This window comes from Chryseobacterium sp. MHB01, assembly GCF_034651565.1.
Classification (GTDB): Bacteria; Bacteroidota; Bacteroidia; order Flavobacteriales; family Weeksellaceae; genus Chryseobacterium; species Chryseobacterium nepalense.
In genome coordinates this window covers 69,548-86,002 of record NZ_JAYEDA010000013.1, presented here as the reverse complement: position 1 = coordinate 86,002, position 16,455 = coordinate 69,548, and the positions used below count along the sequence as shown (strand labels likewise).

The window sequence follows — 16,455 nt, the reverse complement described above, 5'->3', positions numbered from 1 at the left end:
TAAAGATCAGCTCCTGACGTTGAGCTCTATAAAATACCCTTCATGCCCTCTTACATTAATGAACTCTCCTCCATCAAAACCCAGATACTGCCCTTTTATGCCTGTAAGCTTCCCGGTAAACTCCGGTCTTTTATCAAGCGTAAAAGATGTTACTTTTTCAGGCTTTTCGAAAGGATAATCAAATCTCCAGAGCGTTTCGCCTTCACTGTAAAATTTCTGGAAGTCATCAGGAAAATATTCTTTAATTTTCTGCTGGAAATCCGCCAGATCAATTTCATCCTCCAGGTCATCCTGGAGCATTTTCTTCCAGCTGGTTTTATCAGGAACATGCTGTTTGAGAGCAACTTCAATCATCCCTGCTTCATACCGGTTTTCGGTTCTCGCAATAGGCAGAGCAAAAGTCGCGCCCTGATCAATCCACCTTGTAGGAATCTGCGTATTTCTCGTCACCCCCACTTTTACTTCTCCTGTGTAAGCCAGATACACCGTGTGAGGCTGAAGCTGAATTCCTTTTTCTATCTCCAAATCCCGTTCCGCAATTCCGAGATGTGCAGTGGAAAGTTCGGGACGGATGATGGTGTCGCTTGCATAAGGACTTTCAAAAAAACAGTTTTTGCAGAAACCCATTCGGTAAATCGGTTTGTTTTCCTGACAGTTCACACATTGAAAACCAATATGCTTTATCGTTAATTCTTTTCCGAAAAGTTCATTCATATGAATAAGATCGCCGGAAAGATTAAGATAATATTGAATCGGTTCTTCGTTGAAGCTTGTCATTTTTAAAATTTGTCCCTGAAACTGCATATTGTATATATTACTTTATAAAGTAAAAGTAATGATTATATTTTCAAAAAATAAATTTATATTTTTGCTTCAATAAAAAGTCACAAATGGTCTATCTTATAACGGGCGGAAGCGGATTCATTGGTTCTCACCTTGTAGAACAATTATTAAAAAAGGGACATTCTGTCATAAACATTGACAATTTTGATGATTTCTATAATTATCAGATAAAAATTAAGAATACTTTAGATTCAATACAGAATTTTTCGGATTTTGAATTTGTGGAAAAGCAGGAAGATATTACCAAGCTGATTTCCATTGCCAAATCAGACTGCTATACTTTATATTATCAGGACATCCGTGATAAAGAAGGACTTGAAAAAATCTTCCGCAAGCATACTATTGATATGGTGATCCATCTGGCAGCTTTGGCAGGAGTAAGACCTTCCATCGAAAGGCCTTTAGAGTATGAAGAAGTAAATATCCGCGGAACCATGAACCTTTGGGAACTTTGTAAAGAGTTTAACATTAAGAAAGTTATTGCAGCCTCTTCATCAAGCGTTTATGGGAACAATGAAAAAATTCCTTTTTCCGAAAGCGACAATGTAGATAATCCTATTTCACCTTACGCAGCAACTAAAAAATGTGGTGAAATTTTAGGCCATGTATATCATGATCTCTATAAAATCGATATGATACAGCTGCGATTTTTTACGGTGTATGGCCCCAGACAAAGGCCCGATCTTGCCATTCATAAATTCACAAAACTAATTTTAGAAGATCAGGAAGTCCCTTTCTACGGCGACGGTACCACCGCAAGAGATTATACTTTTATCGATGATATCATCGATGGAATATTAAAATCAATTAAATATCTTGAAAGACATTCCGGCATTTATGAGATTCTCAATCTTGGAGAGAGTGAAGTGATAACGCTTAATGAAATGCTGTCAACTATAGAAGCTGCTTTAGGAAAATCTGCCATCCGGAAAAATCTGCCAATGCAGCCCGGAGATGTCCTGAAAACCAATGCAGATATTACAAAAGCTATGACATTAATTGGCTATAAACCTGACACAAACTTCCAAAATGGCATAAAAATTTTTGTGGAATGGTTTTTGAGAAAATGACAGCAAACATGCTGGCATCACACCTGAACAAAGGTGTATGATGCAGAATGAACAAAAATTAATAAAAAGAATTGAAAATCAGGTGTAAAAAAGCATATAATATAAGCTATTTTTATACTTTTGCAAAAAAATTAGAAAATTATGTACTGGACATTAGAATTAGCTTCATATTTAAGTGACGCACCTTGGCCAATGACAAAAGCAGAACTTATTGATTATGCAATCAGAACTGGTGCACCGATGGAAGTAGTGGAAAACCTTCAGGCGATTGAAGATGAAGGAGAGATTTACGAATCAATTGAAGAAGTTTGGAGTGATTATCCTACCGATGAAGACTTCCTTTGGAACGAAGACGAATATTAAATTAAAAGCAATCAGGCTTTAGGCGTCGCTTAGAGCTTTTTTGCCCTTTTTTACATATCAATTTTACACGAAAAGCGTGTTATTAAAAACGCTTAAAGCATACGCTTTAGGCATAAAGCAAAAAATTTATGAGTTTTTTAAATAAAGTTCTTAAAGGGTTTTTGGGAGACAAGAAAGCGCAGGACCTAAAAGAAGTAAAAAAAGTTGTAACAAAAATCAAAGCTGTTGAGCCCAATATTCAACAGTTGTCTGACGATGGACTGAGAGAAAAAACTGCTGAGTTTAAAGAAAATATTAAGTCTGCAACCGGCAAAATCACAGCTCAGATAGAACAGATACAAGAGCAGATAAAAAATTCGAAAAACGTTGATGAAAAAGAAGCGCTTTTTTCAAAAATTGAAGCTCTTAAAAAGGAATCATACGAAATTGAGGAAAAAGTCCTCGGCCAGATTCTTCCTGAAGCTTTTGCCTTGGTAAAGGAAACAGCAAGAAGATGGGCACAGAATGGAGAAATCCGTGTAACAGCAACCGACTGGGACAGGCAGCTGGCTGCAGCAGGTAAAGACTTCCTTGAAATCCAGGGAGATCAAGCCGTTTGGAAAAACTCATGGAATGCTGCAGGAACACCCGTAAACTGGGACATGGTACATTATGATGTACAGTTCATTGGAGGGGTAATTCTTCACAGCGGTAAAATTGCCGAAATGGCAACCGGGGAAGGTAAAACCTTAGTGGGTACGCTTCCTATTTTCTTAAATGCACTTCCGGGAAGAGGCGTTCACGTAGTAACAGTAAACGATTACCTTGCTAAAAGAGACTCGGCGTGGATGGGACCATTGTACCAATTCCACGGAATGTCGATCGACTGTATCGACAATCACCAGCCGAACTCAGACGGAAGAAGAAAAGCATACAATTCAGACATTACTTACGGAACCAATAATGAATTCGGGTTTGATTACCTGAGAGACAACATGGTAACTTCACCCTCAGAACTGGTACAAAGAGAACTAAACTTTGCGATCGTAGATGAGGTTGACTCCGTATTGGTAGATGATGCAAGAACACCGTTAATTATTTCCGGTCCGGTTCCCCAGGGAGACAGACAGGAATTTGATGTTCTGAAACCGTCTATCGACAGAATTGTTGAAGTTCAGAAAAAAACCGTTTCTGCCATTTTTAATGAAGCAAAAAAATTAATCGCAGCAGGAAACACCAAAGAAGGAGGCTTTAAATTGCTTCAGGCTTACAGAGGACTTCCTAAAAACAGACAATTAATTAAATTCTTATCGGAAAGCGGAAACCGTGCATTGCTTCAGAAAGTGGAAGCACAATATATGCAGGACAACAACCGCGATATGCCGATTGTAGATAAAGATCTTTACTTTGTAATTGAAGAAAAGAACAATCAGGTAGACCTTACTGACAAAGGTGTTGAGTATATGTCCCAAGGGAATTCTGATCCGAACTTCTTCGTTCTTCCTGACATCGGAACTGAAATTGCAGAACTGGAAGCTAAAAATCTTTCGAAAGAAGAAGAATTTGAGGCTAAAGAAAAACTTTTCTCCGAATTTGCCGAAAAGTCTGAAAGAGTTCATACCATGAGCCAGTTGCTTAAAGCCTATACTTTATTTGAAAAAGATGATGAGTATGTGGTGATTGACGGTGAAGTAAAAATCGTTGATGAGCAGACAGGCCGTATTATGGAAGGAAGACGTTATTCAGACGGTCTTCACCAGGCAATTGAAGCGAAAGAAAGTGTAAAAATCGAAGCAGCTACCCAAACTTTTGCGACCATTACCCTTCAGAATTATTTCCGTATGTACAACAAACTTGCGGGGATGACAGGTACTGCTGAAACGGAAGCCGGTGAGCTTTGGGAAATTTACAAATTAGACGTTGTGGTCATTCCTACCAACCGTCCTATTTTAAGAAATGACAAACAGGATTTGGTTTACAAGACCAACCGTGAAAAATATAATGCTGTAATTGAAGAAGTTGAAAAACTAACAGCTGCAGGAAGACCTGTTCTAGTAGGTACAACTTCAGTTGAAATTTCTCAGTTGCTTTCAAAAGCACTTCAATTAAGAAAAATTAATCACCAGGTTCTTAACGCGAAACTTCACAAAAAAGAAGCGGAAATTGTTGCAGGAGCAGGACAGCCGGGTGTGGTAACTATCGCTACCAACATGGCCGGTCGTGGTACGGATATTAAGCTGAGTAAAGAAGTAAAAGAAGCCGGAGGTTTGGCCATTATCGGTACAGAAAGACACGATTCAAGACGTGTTGACAGACAGCTGAGAGGTAGAGCAGGACGTCAGGGAGATCCGGGAAGTTCTCAGTTCTATGTATCTCTTGAAGATAACTTAATGCGTCTTTTCGGTTCTGAAAGAATTGCTAAAATGATGGACAGAATGGGTCATAAGGAAGGTGAAGTGATTCAGCATTCCATGATCTCTAAATCTATCGAAAGAGCTCAGAAAAAAGTAGAGGAAAATAACTTCGGAACAAGAAAAAGACTTCTTGAATATGATGATGTAATGAACAAACAGCGTGACGTTATCTACAAGAGAAGAAAGAACGCCTTGTTCGGGGATCATTTGAAGTATGATATTACGAATATGATTTTCGATGTTTCCAATTCAATTGTTGCTAAAGGAAAAGCATCAGGAAATTATAAAGATTTTGAATACGAGATCATTAAAACGTTCACGATGGAATCTCCGGTTTCTGAAAATGATTTCAAGAGCAAAACCATTCAGGATCTTACGAATATCCTGTTCAAGGCTGCTCAGGAAGATTATCAGATGAAGCTGAATTTACTGAAAGAAAAATCTTTCCCGATTATTGAAAATGTGTATCAAAACCAGGGGTCAATGTTTAAAATGATCCAGGTTCCATTCACAGATGGTCACAAAACAATGACTATTGTTACCGATCTGAAAGAAGCTTTTGAAACGCAATGCGACAGCTTAATCAACGATTTTGAAAAGAACATCACTTTATCTATCATTGATGAAAACTGGAAACTTCACCTTCGTGAAATGGACGATTTAAGAAGATCTTCGCAGGGTGCTGTTTATGAGCAGAAAGATCCACTGGTAATCTACAAACAGGAATCTTTCCACTTATTCAGTGAAATGATCGACAAATTGAACAAAGAAATTATTTCATTCTTATACAAAGGAGAAATTCCGGCATAAGAATAGTAGTTTCGAAATATACAAAGCCGCTCCAGATAGTTCTGGAGCGGCTTTGCATTATTACCGTATATTAATTTTATGACAAATATCAATTCAATTATTTATTTAGAATAATTAAAAACAATATATTTGCAGGAAATTTGAATTTCATGAAAAATATGCTGATCTGTGCGTCGATGTTAGGTTCTATGCTAACTTTTGCTCAGGAGAACGATACGATTAAGTCGAATGATATTGAGGAAGTTGTTGTAAATGGAAAATATTACAAAAAATATGTAGAAAAAGAAGGATCTTCTTCTATGCGTTTGGACGAAGAGTTGATTAAAATTCCTCAGAATGTATCTATCATTACCAACAGAGCATTAGAAGATCAGCAGGTGACAACATTAAGCGACGGTGTTTTAAGAAACGTTGCAGGGGCACAGAGATTAGAACACTGGGGAGACATGTATACCAGAGTAAACATGAGGGGTTCCAGAGCTGCAGCTTTTATGAACGGAGTAAACGTTACTTCAAACTGGGGGCCGCTAAGTGAAGATATGAGTTATGTAGATCATATCGAATTTATAAAAGGTCCATCCGGTTTCCTAATGTCAAACGGTGAGCCGAGCGGTATTTACAATATTGTAACCAAAAAGCCGACAGGACAATCTTTGAATGGTTCCGCAAGAGTAACTTTAGGAAGCTTCAATATGTACAGAGGTGAAACTGATATTGATACAAAAATTACAGACAAAGTTGCCTTCAGACTGAATCTCATGGCTCAGAATAAAAAAAGCTTCAGAGATTATGAATTCAACGACAGATACATTATCAATCCGTCTTTAAAAGTAAATCTAACAGATAAAACAACCTTAACGGCAGAATATATTTATCAGAAGGCAAAAATGTCTGAAGTAGGTTCTGCATATGTTTTCAGCTACGAAGGGTATGCTACCAAACCTGTAGAATATACAATGACAGATCCCGGAATTGATCCTACTAATGTAGATAATAATACCGTAAATGTTAATCTTCAGCATAAATTCAATGAAAACTGGAAACTGACCTCCCAGCTTACCTACGTTAACGAATATACCTTAGGAAGCGATATCTGGCCATCCAAATTTTTACCAAATGGTGATATGATCAGAACTCTTTATTTCTGGGAAGCAAGCAATGTAATGAAATTCGGACAGGTTTTCTTAAACGGTTATGTAAAAACAGGGGCGGTTTCTCATAAAATATTAACAGGACTGGATTTAGGCTCAAAAAAATATATGGCAGACTGGAATCAATCTCATAATCTGGATACAGATGCCAATCCTTTTAATGTAAATTCAACAACATATACTCCTCCGGCAAACGGATATGCTCAATTTGACACCAGTACCTCATTGCAAAGCAGAGCTACTCCTTACGGCACTATCGAACAAAACTATACCGGATTATATGTTCAGGATGAATTAGGCTTTTTCAATGATGCTTTAAGACTGACCCTTGCAGCGAGATATACAAATGTTAAGGAAAACTCATACGGAACCAACGCAGAAGCAGATAAAATAACACCGCGTGTGGGAATAAGCTATTCTATTGACGAAAATACCTCTGTATACGGTTTGTATGATCAGTCATTTGTCCCACAGGCCGGATTCTTCAGAACAGGAGGCATACCCAAACCTATTACCGGAAACAATATGGAAGTAGGTGTAAAAAGAGACTGGTTTAATGGAAAATGGAATACAACTTTATCGTTATATAACATCATCAAAAGAAATGCTACTGTAAATGATCCTGCTAACAGCGCCCTTGAAAACTTTGTGATCGACCTTGGTAAAACACGTGTACAGGGAATCGAATTTGATCTGAAAGGAGAAATTACAAGAGGATTTAATGCTATTATCAATTATGCATTCACAGAAAACAAAGTAACCGAATCAAACGATCCTGTAAATAACCCTGTAGGAATGAGAGTGCCTGGTTATGCTAAACATACGGCAAACGGATGGCTGAATTATACATTTACAACAGGTGCATTGGAAGGATTCGGACTTTCATTCGGAGGAACATACCTTGCTGACAGAAGCAGCTGGAACTGGGCAAGCTCCGGAGCTCAGAAAGATATGGATGATTATCTGAAGTTCGATGCCGGCTTATCTTGGGAAAATACCAAATTCAGAGTGGGACTGAATGTATTCAATGTATTTAACAGATTCCTTTATTCAGGATCACCTTACGGAGCATATTACTATTATCAGGCAGAAGCTCCGAGAAACTTCAGACTTTCAGTAGGATACAAATTTTAAATAATTAAAAGTTAACCCCTCAAAAGGTTAACTTTTACTATGAGGAAGCGACATCACCATAAAAAGAAACCTTCATTTATAAAAAAATGGTCTGCCAAACTGCACTTGTGGTTCGGCTTGGCCGTTGGGATTATTGTTTTTATTGTTTCACTGTCAGGGACTATGTATGTTTTCAAGGACGAAATTCAGGGCGTACTTAGAAAAGATGTTATTTATGTGGAAGCAAAAACAATTACGCATCAACCGCTTTCGATTGAAACTCTGAAGGAAAAAGTTTCTTTGGAAATTAATGAAAAGCTTCCGATCAGTTCTGTTGAAATTCCTTTAGACAAAAACAAATCTTACGAATTTTTATACTACGAAAAAGATAAAAAAGCCTGGAATTATTTCGATGAGGTGAAAATTAATACAGTGGTATATGTTAATCCTTATAATGGAGAAATTCTTGGTGTTTATGATGAAAAATATGACATATTTCCAATCCTGAAATCCATTCACTGGAGTTTATTATTAAAAACAGACTGGGGAAAATATGTTGTAGGAATTCCTGTTTTGCTCTTCATTATAATGCTCATTACAGGAATCATTCTTTGGTGGCCAAAAAATAAGACTGTAAGAAAAAGCCGGTTCCGGTTCAGCTGGAAAAACATCACCACATGGAAAAGGAAGAACTACGATCTTCATAATATTTTAGGATTTTACGCTTCATTCATTGCTTTGATATTAAGTTTATCCGGTATTTATTTTTCATTCCCCTGGGTTAAAAATGCTTTCCATTTTGCATTATCAGGATCGGCAGAGCTGCCGAAAGAAAAAGAAATTAAATCTCCCGACTCATTGTTATCAGCTAAAAAATCTGTTTTCGACCTTACCGCAAAGGAAACAAAAGAATTATATGTGTCTTCATCAAGCTTTAGAATTCCGCTGAACGGGAAAAATAAAAAAGGAAAAGATCTGAAAAATATTCCGGTTACCGTATATGGTGAAGACGGCAAATTTGCCATTCGGAGCCAGCTTGTTTTTGACAAATATTCTGGAAAATTATTGATGAACAAACCGCACCAACAATTAACCACCGCCGAAAAATACGCCAATGCCAATTATGACATCCATACAGGATCTTATTTTGGGATTTTCGGAAAAATAATCTGGTTTATTACAGGTCTTATATGCACGTCATTGCCTGTAACAGGCTTTTTAATATGGTGGGGTAAAAGAAAGAAAAAAGGAATTAGAAAATTATCATGAAAAAAACCATTTTAGCAGCTGCTGGTTTAGCCTCTGCAACGATTTTTGCTCAGCACAGCGACACATTACGGGTAAAAGATGTGGATGAAGTTGTAATGACTGCCTCGAGGAAAAAGGAAAATATTAAGGAAATTCCGGGGTCTGTAACGATTGTCAATCAAAAACAGATCCAGTCACAATTAACGGTAAATTCAGATATTACAAGCATTTTACAATATACCGTCCCGAGTCTGGCAACGAGTTCAGGGCAAACCTCCAATACCGGACAAACGTTAAGAGGACGCCAGGTTTTGGTGCTGATTGATGGTATTCCGCAGTCTACCCCACTTCGAAACGGCGCAAGAGACCTCAGAGTGATTGATCCTTCCGTTATTGAAAGAATAGAAGTGATCAAAGGTGCTTCATCCATTTACGGGAACGGTGCAGACGGCGGTATCATTAATTACATCACAAGAAAAAGCAGTGGAGAAAAGAAAATCTCAGGAATTTCCCAGACAGGTATTACGGGTCAGCCATACGGTGGAACATTAGGATTCAGAGCGAGCCAGCTTTTATCAGGAAAAATTACCAAAAATTTCGACTATGTAGCATCTTTCGCTTATGAAAGAACGGGATACATGAAGGATGCAGATGGAATAAACCTCAGCCCAACCTACAGTACCGCAAAAATGGATAATTACAACGGAATGCTGAAGCTGGGATACAATTTGAATGAAAATAACAGAATTGAAGCCTCCTATATCGGATATGCCTCCAAATCTGATCTTAATTTAGGCCTTAAAACCGGAAAATACGGATTGATCCCGACGATTGGAGAAGGCCAGGGAAAAGGATTGGAAACCACACCGCAGGGAACGCCCAGAAATCACAATCTGAAATTAAGCTACGACAATAAAAGAATCTGGCAGGGAACTTCATTAAATGTAAATCTTTATCTTCAGGATTTCAGAACGGTATACGGATACAGCGATACCTTCTTCAATGGCGGACAATCGAATGTAATTTCAAAAAAATACGGCGCAAGAGCCAATTTTGACTCCCAACTCTGGAATACGCGTAATTCACAAGCTGAAATGATTTACGGGGTTGATATCCTGAATGACCAGACCGTTCAGAAACTGGAAGACGGCCGCTACTGGACGCCGGATATGAATATGACAAATATTGCCCCTTTTATGTTGGTTAAAATTGATCTCATGAAAAAATTAACCATTAAAGGAGGGCTCCGTTATGAAAACATCAGAGTAAAAGTTGGTGATTTCAATACCTTGTCAACCATTAAAAATGACGGAACATTCACCCAAAGCATCTTTGTAAAAGGAGGAGATCTTGAATACAATGCGGTGGTAGGAAACGTGGGAATTCGTTATAATATCAATCAGGCAATCAATATTTTCGGGAGCTTTTCCCAGGCATATTCTATTAATGAATTGGGAAGAATTTTAAGGACCTCAACTTCAGAAACGATCAATAATCTGGAAACAAAACCGATTATTGTTAACAATTATGAATTGGGGGCAACAGGACAAATCACCAAATGGCTCAATTATGAACTCACGTCTTACGTAAGTACTTCAAAATTGGGAGCGACTTTCATACAAAGTCCGGATCGTGCATTGACAATTCAGAGAGCTCCTGAAGTAGTGTACGGAGTGGAAGGATTTCTGCATTTTTCTCCCACACAATGGATCAGTTTCGGAGGAAGCTACAGCTGGATGGAAGGTATTACCTCACCTAAAGATGACGGCGACTATTCTACCAGGATCAATAACAGCAGAATTTCCGCGCCTAAAGTTTTAGCCTATATTCAGGCAAGACCCATTGATAAATTATCTATAGGACTGGATATGCTTCATGCTTTTGAGCAGGACAGATTTCAGCCAAATGTTAAAACCGGACTTTTTGTATATGGTGAAGGAAAAGTTCCTGCTTATACAGTATTCAATTTTAAATCCAGCTACGATCTCAACAAAAACTGGAAACTGTCATTAGGAATTGAAAATCTTTTTAACAAAATGTATCAGCCGGCAATCGCATGGTGGGCGGCCCGGGACAGTGATTTTACCAATGCATTGGGAATGAGGGGCACATTCATCATCGAATATAAATTTTAAAATTAATTCTGATTTAAATTAAAATAAAGCGTTTCACTAGTAATTGAAGCGCTTTCTAATTTACATTTAAAATTAAAAAAACCTGATGAAAATCCTTAATTGTAAATATTCTAAATAAAAATTAAACATTATCTTTGCGGCAATTAGGATGAATATGAGGAAAAAACATCACCATAAAAAAAAACCAAGCACTTTTAAAAAATGGATCGGCAAGCTGCATTTGTGGCTTGGATTAGGCATCGGTTTTCTGATTTTCATTATCTCGATTACCGGAGCATTATACGTTTTTAAAGATGAAATTGAAAATTTCACCCGCAAAGAAGTAATTTATCATAATGAGCAACAAATTGATCAGAAACAGGTTCTCCCGATCCGTGTTCTGGAAAAAGCCGTTGTAGAACAGGTAAAAGAAAAATATCCTGTTCATTGGGTAAATATTCCGATTGATAAAAAGATGTCTTATCTCTTTTACTGGTACGAACACGATCCCAAAGGCTGGAATTATTTTGATGAATTTCCGATCTATAAAGTAGCATATGTAAATCCTTATAATGGAAAAGTCTTGGGTACTTACGACGAGAAAAACGGATTTTTCCAGATTGTAAAAATGATTCACTGGAGCTATCTTCTGAAACAGTCCTGGGGAACGTATCTGGTGGGCATTCCCGTGATCATATTCATTATCATGCTCATTTCAGGCATCATCCTTTGGTGGCCGAAAAATAAAGCCGCCAGAAAACAGCGTTTTTCTTTTAAATGGCAAAACGTAAAAGGCTGGAAAAGAAAAAACTACGATCTTCATAATGTTCTTGGTTTTTATGCTTCGATCTTTGCGCTGATCTTTTCCATAACCGGGTTATTTTATGCTTTCTTTGTCGTTCAGGCTGCGATCTATTTTATTTTTTCCGGAGGTGAAACTGCTTATCCTGATTTTTCTTCCATTAAAACCAAAGCTCCGATTGAAATGAGAACAGAAGGAACTTTAGATAAGATCAGCAATACCGTTAAAGCAAAATACCCGGATTCTTACGGGTTCTCCATTGATCTCGCCCATGAGCATATGGACGATCATGAACACCCGAATTTTGAAGTCTACGTGAAACATTTATCCTACTCTTATCATAAAAGCAGCAGCCTCATTTTTGATGAAAATTCAGGAGAATTGCTTCATACCCACGATATGAAAGATAAAAATTTAGGTGAAAAAGCGGTGGGCGCCAATTATGATATTCACGTAGGATCTATTCTGGGACTCCCAACCAAGATCATCGCTTTTATCGTAAGTCTCATATGTGCTTCATTACCAGTAACAGGCTTTATGATATGGTGGGGAAGAAGAAAAAAGAAAAAGGTAAAAACAACATAATATTTTTTTTAAATAAAATGCTGCTTAATCGTCTAATAATAATATCTTTTTTATAATTTTAGCCTTTTAGAATTATTAAGAATAGAAATGTCATTAGTAGATTTGTCAAAACATGTTGCGCTGGGAATTGATATTGGCGGAACAAATACAAAATTTGGAGTGGTAAACCACAGAGGTGAGGTTTTGGAAAAAGGAAATATCCGGACCGATGCCTATCCTACCGTAGAAGAATATATTGATGCTTTATACGAGGCTGTTCATCCTTTGATTGAAAGCCACGGAAAAGAGAAAAATTTTGATGGGATAGGAGTAGGAGCTCCAAATGCCAACTACTATACAGGAACCATAGAGCAGGCCCCGAACCTTCCCTGGAAAGGAATTATTCCTTTTGCGGAACTGATGAAAGCCAAATTCGGACTGCCCTGTACCATAACCAATGATGCCAATGCTGCAGCCATCGGAGAAATGCTTTTCGGGGCAGCAAGGGGAATGAAGGATTTCATTATGATCACTCTTGGAACAGGCGTAGGAAGCGGCATCGTTGCAGGCGGTAAGCTTATCTACGGACATGACGGATTTGCCGGAGAGCTTGGACATACCATTGTAAAACCTGGCGGAAGAAAACACTGGAGCACAGGTTCCGAAGGAAGCCTTGAAGCGTATGCCTCTGCTACAGGAATTGCCATTACTGCAAAAAAAATGCGTGCTGAGTTTCCGGAGTCTCTGCTCAATCAATATCCTGAAGAATCCATAAATTCTAAAACCGTACACGAATGCGCATTGAAAGGTGACCCGATTTCCATTGAGGTCTTCCGGTACACCGGGCAGAAATTGGGCGAAGCTTTGGCTAATTTCGTGATGTTTTCGTCTCCTGAAGCCATTCTTCTTTTTGGCGGAGTGATCAAAGCGGGTGATTTTATTTTAAAACCTACGAAGCTTCATATGGAAAGAAATTTACTTCCTATTTTCAGAAACAAAGTGAAGCTGGTTTTCAGTGAACTTGATGAGGCAGATGCTGCTATTCTGGGAGCAAGTGCTTTGGTCTGGGAGAAATAAATTGAACGTATACATAAACATGAGCATCCTTTTTAAGGGTGCTTTTTTATTGATAAATATTTTCACGCAAAGATAAATTGCCGTCTCTCTGATTTTAGAAGACAAAGGCAATAAATTGCTGCGCGAAGCGAACGTCAGCTTCATCAATCAGCTTGCTGATACTTCTTTGTCTTCTCGAAATAATATGCTGTGAAAATAAATTCTTTATGTCAAATAAAATCACGCTGATTTAGCAGACTTTTGTTTTAGAAATTCATAGTTTTACTGTTTTATATGCTTAAAAGAACGTTTTAATCTTAAAGTCAATTATTCTTACTTGCTGCAAAAAATAATTTGTCTGATCTATCATCATCATTTAGATTTGAATCGGATGATGACGCAAAAATTGAAAAACTTTTCCTTATTTTTGATTAGTTTTTTTCTCCATTATTCTTTAACGAGAAAATATTCAAATACAATAATCAACTTACAATGAATAATAATTTAGAGCAAATTACTTTCGGTGGCGGATGTTTCTGGTGTGTGGAAAGCTGTTTTAACATGCTGAAAGGCGTGCAGTCTGCTATTTCAGGGTATTCAGGAGGACATAAAGACAATCCCACTTATGAAGAAGTATGTACGGGAGAGACAGGGCATGCTGAGGTAGTACAGATTACCTATGATCCTTCCATTATTTCCTATGAACAGTTAATGGATGTCTTCTTTTTCCTTCACGATCCTACACAGCTGAACCGACAGGGCAATGACATCGGCACCCAATACCGTTCGGTAATCTATTATAAAGACGACGCTGAAAAAGCAAAAGCCGAAGAAGCCATTGAAAAATCTAAACAGTCCGGAAGATGGCAGGGAACCTATGTTATGGAATTGACGAAATTCGAGAAATTCTGGCCGGCAGAACAATACCATCAGGGGTATTACAATGAAAATCCCACACAGCCTTACTGCAGCGCCGTGGTAGGTCCTAAAATCCAGAAATTCAAAAAGCATTTCGGTGAATTGGGAATGCTGAATGCAGAGTAATAAATAAAATCAAACCTTGAAGGTTTAAAAGATTAAAAAAATAAAGCGAAGAGAAACTGTTCTCTTCGCTTTTCTAATAATAATTAATGGTAAGTCTATGAGTATATTAATATCCAGGATTTTGTGTAAAATCTTTTGAGGCGTCAATAGTTGCCTGAGGAATCGGGAAAATTCTTCTGTAAGGCTGGGATGCAGGTTTTGCTGTTCCGGCAAGATCAAACTTCCCGAACCTGATCATGGCTTTTCTTCGGTACATTTCCCAGTAAAGCTCAAATCCTGATTCTCTGAATAATATATTCGCATCAAGAGTAGTTAGAGCAATACCCGGAGCATTGTTCTTTAAAGCGTCATTCGTTCTGCTTGTTCTCAGTATATTGACATCTGCCAATGCTGCCGTTATATTTCCGCTTCTGAAATACGCTTCCGCCCTCATCATATAGATGGTTCCCAGTCTGTACAAAGGTACATCCATCCCACTCGTTCCGTTGTTTCCGTACCCGGGATCAAATTCAAACTTGAAATTTCTTACCCCTCTGTTGATCTGTGCCTGCGTAAATACGGCTTCCGAAGGATTGTCAAAATTCAGCTCAGGAGTAAAATCAGCTGCAAGCGTCGTATTTTTTTCTGTGAATAATTTGTACACTTTAATTCTTCCGTCTGAAGTCATATCAAAATTACCGTTTGAAAGAATTTTAGGACCATACTGTTGCCCAACCTGCAGACCTCTGTTGAAATGAAACCACGGTTTTCCGGTTCCTTCCACTTTGCTTGTAGAAGGCACGCTCACATCGGTACCGTCATTTCGGAACCAGGTTCCGTCTTCGTACTGGTATGATCTCTGAAAGCGTGGGTCATCGTGATTTCCGTTCCACGAGTAATAAAATTCAGGAGTTATACAAGAAGCATTGGTTCCTCTGTTATCCGGAGATGGCTTTTGAATTCTTTCCATCGACATATAAGCAAGATCATTATCAGAACCTTTATCAGAGCCTGCAAATTTCTTCTGAACGACCGAGAAAATCATTTCCTTACTGTTGTCATTATTGATATCGAAATTGTGGAAATAATTGGACTCTAAGCTAAACAACGAATTATTAATCAACAAATTAGAATACTGAATTACTCTATCCATATCTGTCCCTCCCCCATTTACAGCCTGTTCCGTGAAGTTGAAGGAACTTGCAGTTTTATTCTTAAGAACTGCCCGGTTCAGATACATATCTGCCAAAAGAGCATAAGCCGCCTGTTTCGTGAATCTTCCTGCATGGGTATTCTGGGTTTTAATATCCGCTAAATTAGGAATAAGTCCTTCCACTTCTTTAATCAGCTCATCGATGGTTGTATCTGCTTTTCTGATCTGGATCGGCGCGTTGATATTGTCCGGATCTCGGTAAGGAGCCTGCCCGAACAAATCAATCGTGGTATAAGTATAAAATGCTAATAACCCTTTTGCTTCAGCTAAAAATAATGTCTTATTGCTTCCGGTACTTTTATTGGCACTTGAGATGGCGGTTAAAGATTTTGTAATTCCGAAATTCAGCTGGTTCCAGGTTGTTTTCACCACATCACTGTTGGCATCCCAGGTAAATTCATGCATGGCCCTCCATTTTCCGCCGTCTCCCCAGTCACTTCCTCTCGTTGGTAAGAGCGCTTCATCCGTAGAGTATTCCTGCAAAGCAAAAACACTTCCGTGATCTACAAAAGTTCCCTCCCCAAGCTGGCTATACGCTGCAGCAAGAGCTGCTTCCGGATCTGCCACTTCAGCACCCAGTACCTCATCGATTACTTTTTCATCCAGATTGGTACAGCCTGTTAAGGCCAATACAGCAACGGATAAAATGATTTTATTGATCGTTAAAAATTTAGATTTCATAATTTTTTAGC

At 38.2% G+C, this 16,455-nt stretch carries 11 protein-coding genes; 9 read left to right on the top strand and 2 right to left on the bottom strand.

Annotated features, from left to right (window positions below; translation table 11 throughout):
• Positions 1 to 6: 6 nt before the first annotated feature.
• Positions 7 to 804: a DUF2797 domain-containing protein gene (locus U9K52_RS17950; RefSeq protein ID WP_323673813.1), complete on the bottom strand. Its 798-nt coding sequence runs from the start codon at positions 802 to 804 to the stop codon at positions 7 to 9.
• A gap of 86 nt (positions 805 to 890) precedes the next feature.
• Between U9K52_RS17950 and U9K52_RS17945 the strand changes: the two genes are divergently transcribed.
• The 9 genes from U9K52_RS17945 (at position 891) to msrA (ending at position 14,571) form a co-directional block, all read left to right on the top strand.
• Positions 891 to 1,913, top strand: coding sequence for a GDP-mannose 4,6-dehydratase (locus tag U9K52_RS17945; RefSeq protein WP_322927636.1), 1,023 nt, complete (start codon positions 891 to 893; stop codon positions 1,911 to 1,913).
• A 141-nt stretch (positions 1,914 to 2,054) separates the two neighbouring features.
• Positions 2,055 to 2,276, top strand: a complete 222-nt coding sequence (locus tag U9K52_RS17940) for a DUF2795 domain-containing protein (RefSeq protein ID WP_002662059.1) — start codon at positions 2,055 to 2,057, stop codon at positions 2,274 to 2,276.
• 128 nt (positions 2,277 to 2,404) lie between these two features.
• A complete protein-coding gene (gene secA, locus U9K52_RS17935) occupies positions 2,405 to 5,479 on the top strand; it encodes a preprotein translocase subunit SecA (protein WP_248389456.1) in 3,075 nt (1,024 codons plus the stop codon).
• A gap of 149 nt (positions 5,480 to 5,628) precedes the next feature.
• Positions 5,629 to 7,764 carry a TonB-dependent siderophore receptor gene (locus U9K52_RS17930; protein WP_263601847.1) on the top strand — a complete coding sequence of 712 codons (2,136 nt, stop codon included), beginning with the start codon at positions 5,629 to 5,631 and terminating at the stop codon, positions 7,762 to 7,764.
• Between the two features lie 39 nt (positions 7,765 to 7,803).
• Positions 7,804 to 9,012, top strand: coding sequence for a PepSY-associated TM helix domain-containing protein (locus U9K52_RS17925; RefSeq protein ID WP_322927616.1), 1,209 nt, complete (start codon positions 7,804 to 7,806; stop codon positions 9,010 to 9,012).
• A complete protein-coding gene (locus tag U9K52_RS17920) occupies positions 9,009 to 11,126 on the top strand; it encodes a TonB-dependent receptor (protein WP_322927614.1) in 2,118 nt (705 codons plus the stop codon). Before U9K52_RS17925 ends, U9K52_RS17920 begins: the two co-directional genes overlap by 4 nt.
• 154 nt (positions 11,127 to 11,280) lie before the next feature.
• Positions 11,281 to 12,492, top strand: coding sequence for a PepSY-associated TM helix domain-containing protein (locus tag U9K52_RS17915; protein ID WP_322927612.1), 1,212 nt, complete (start codon positions 11,281 to 11,283; stop codon positions 12,490 to 12,492).
• A gap of 87 nt (positions 12,493 to 12,579) precedes the next feature.
• Complete coding sequence (locus tag U9K52_RS17910) at positions 12,580 to 13,548, top strand: ROK family protein (RefSeq protein WP_248389446.1); 969 nt, start codon at positions 12,580 to 12,582, stop codon at positions 13,546 to 13,548.
• A 471-nt stretch (positions 13,549 to 14,019) separates the two neighbouring features.
• Complete coding sequence (gene msrA / locus U9K52_RS17905; RefSeq protein WP_322927611.1) at positions 14,020 to 14,571, top strand: peptide-methionine (S)-S-oxide reductase MsrA; 552 nt, start codon at positions 14,020 to 14,022, stop codon at positions 14,569 to 14,571.
• Positions 14,572 to 14,677: 106 nt separating this feature from the next.
• Here msrA and U9K52_RS17900 read toward each other — a convergent pair whose 3' ends face one another.
• Positions 14,678 to 16,444: a RagB/SusD family nutrient uptake outer membrane protein gene (locus U9K52_RS17900; RefSeq protein WP_263601853.1), complete on the bottom strand. Its 1,767-nt coding sequence runs from the start codon at positions 16,442 to 16,444 to the stop codon at positions 14,678 to 14,680.
• Positions 16,445 to 16,455: the final 11 nt, after the last annotated feature.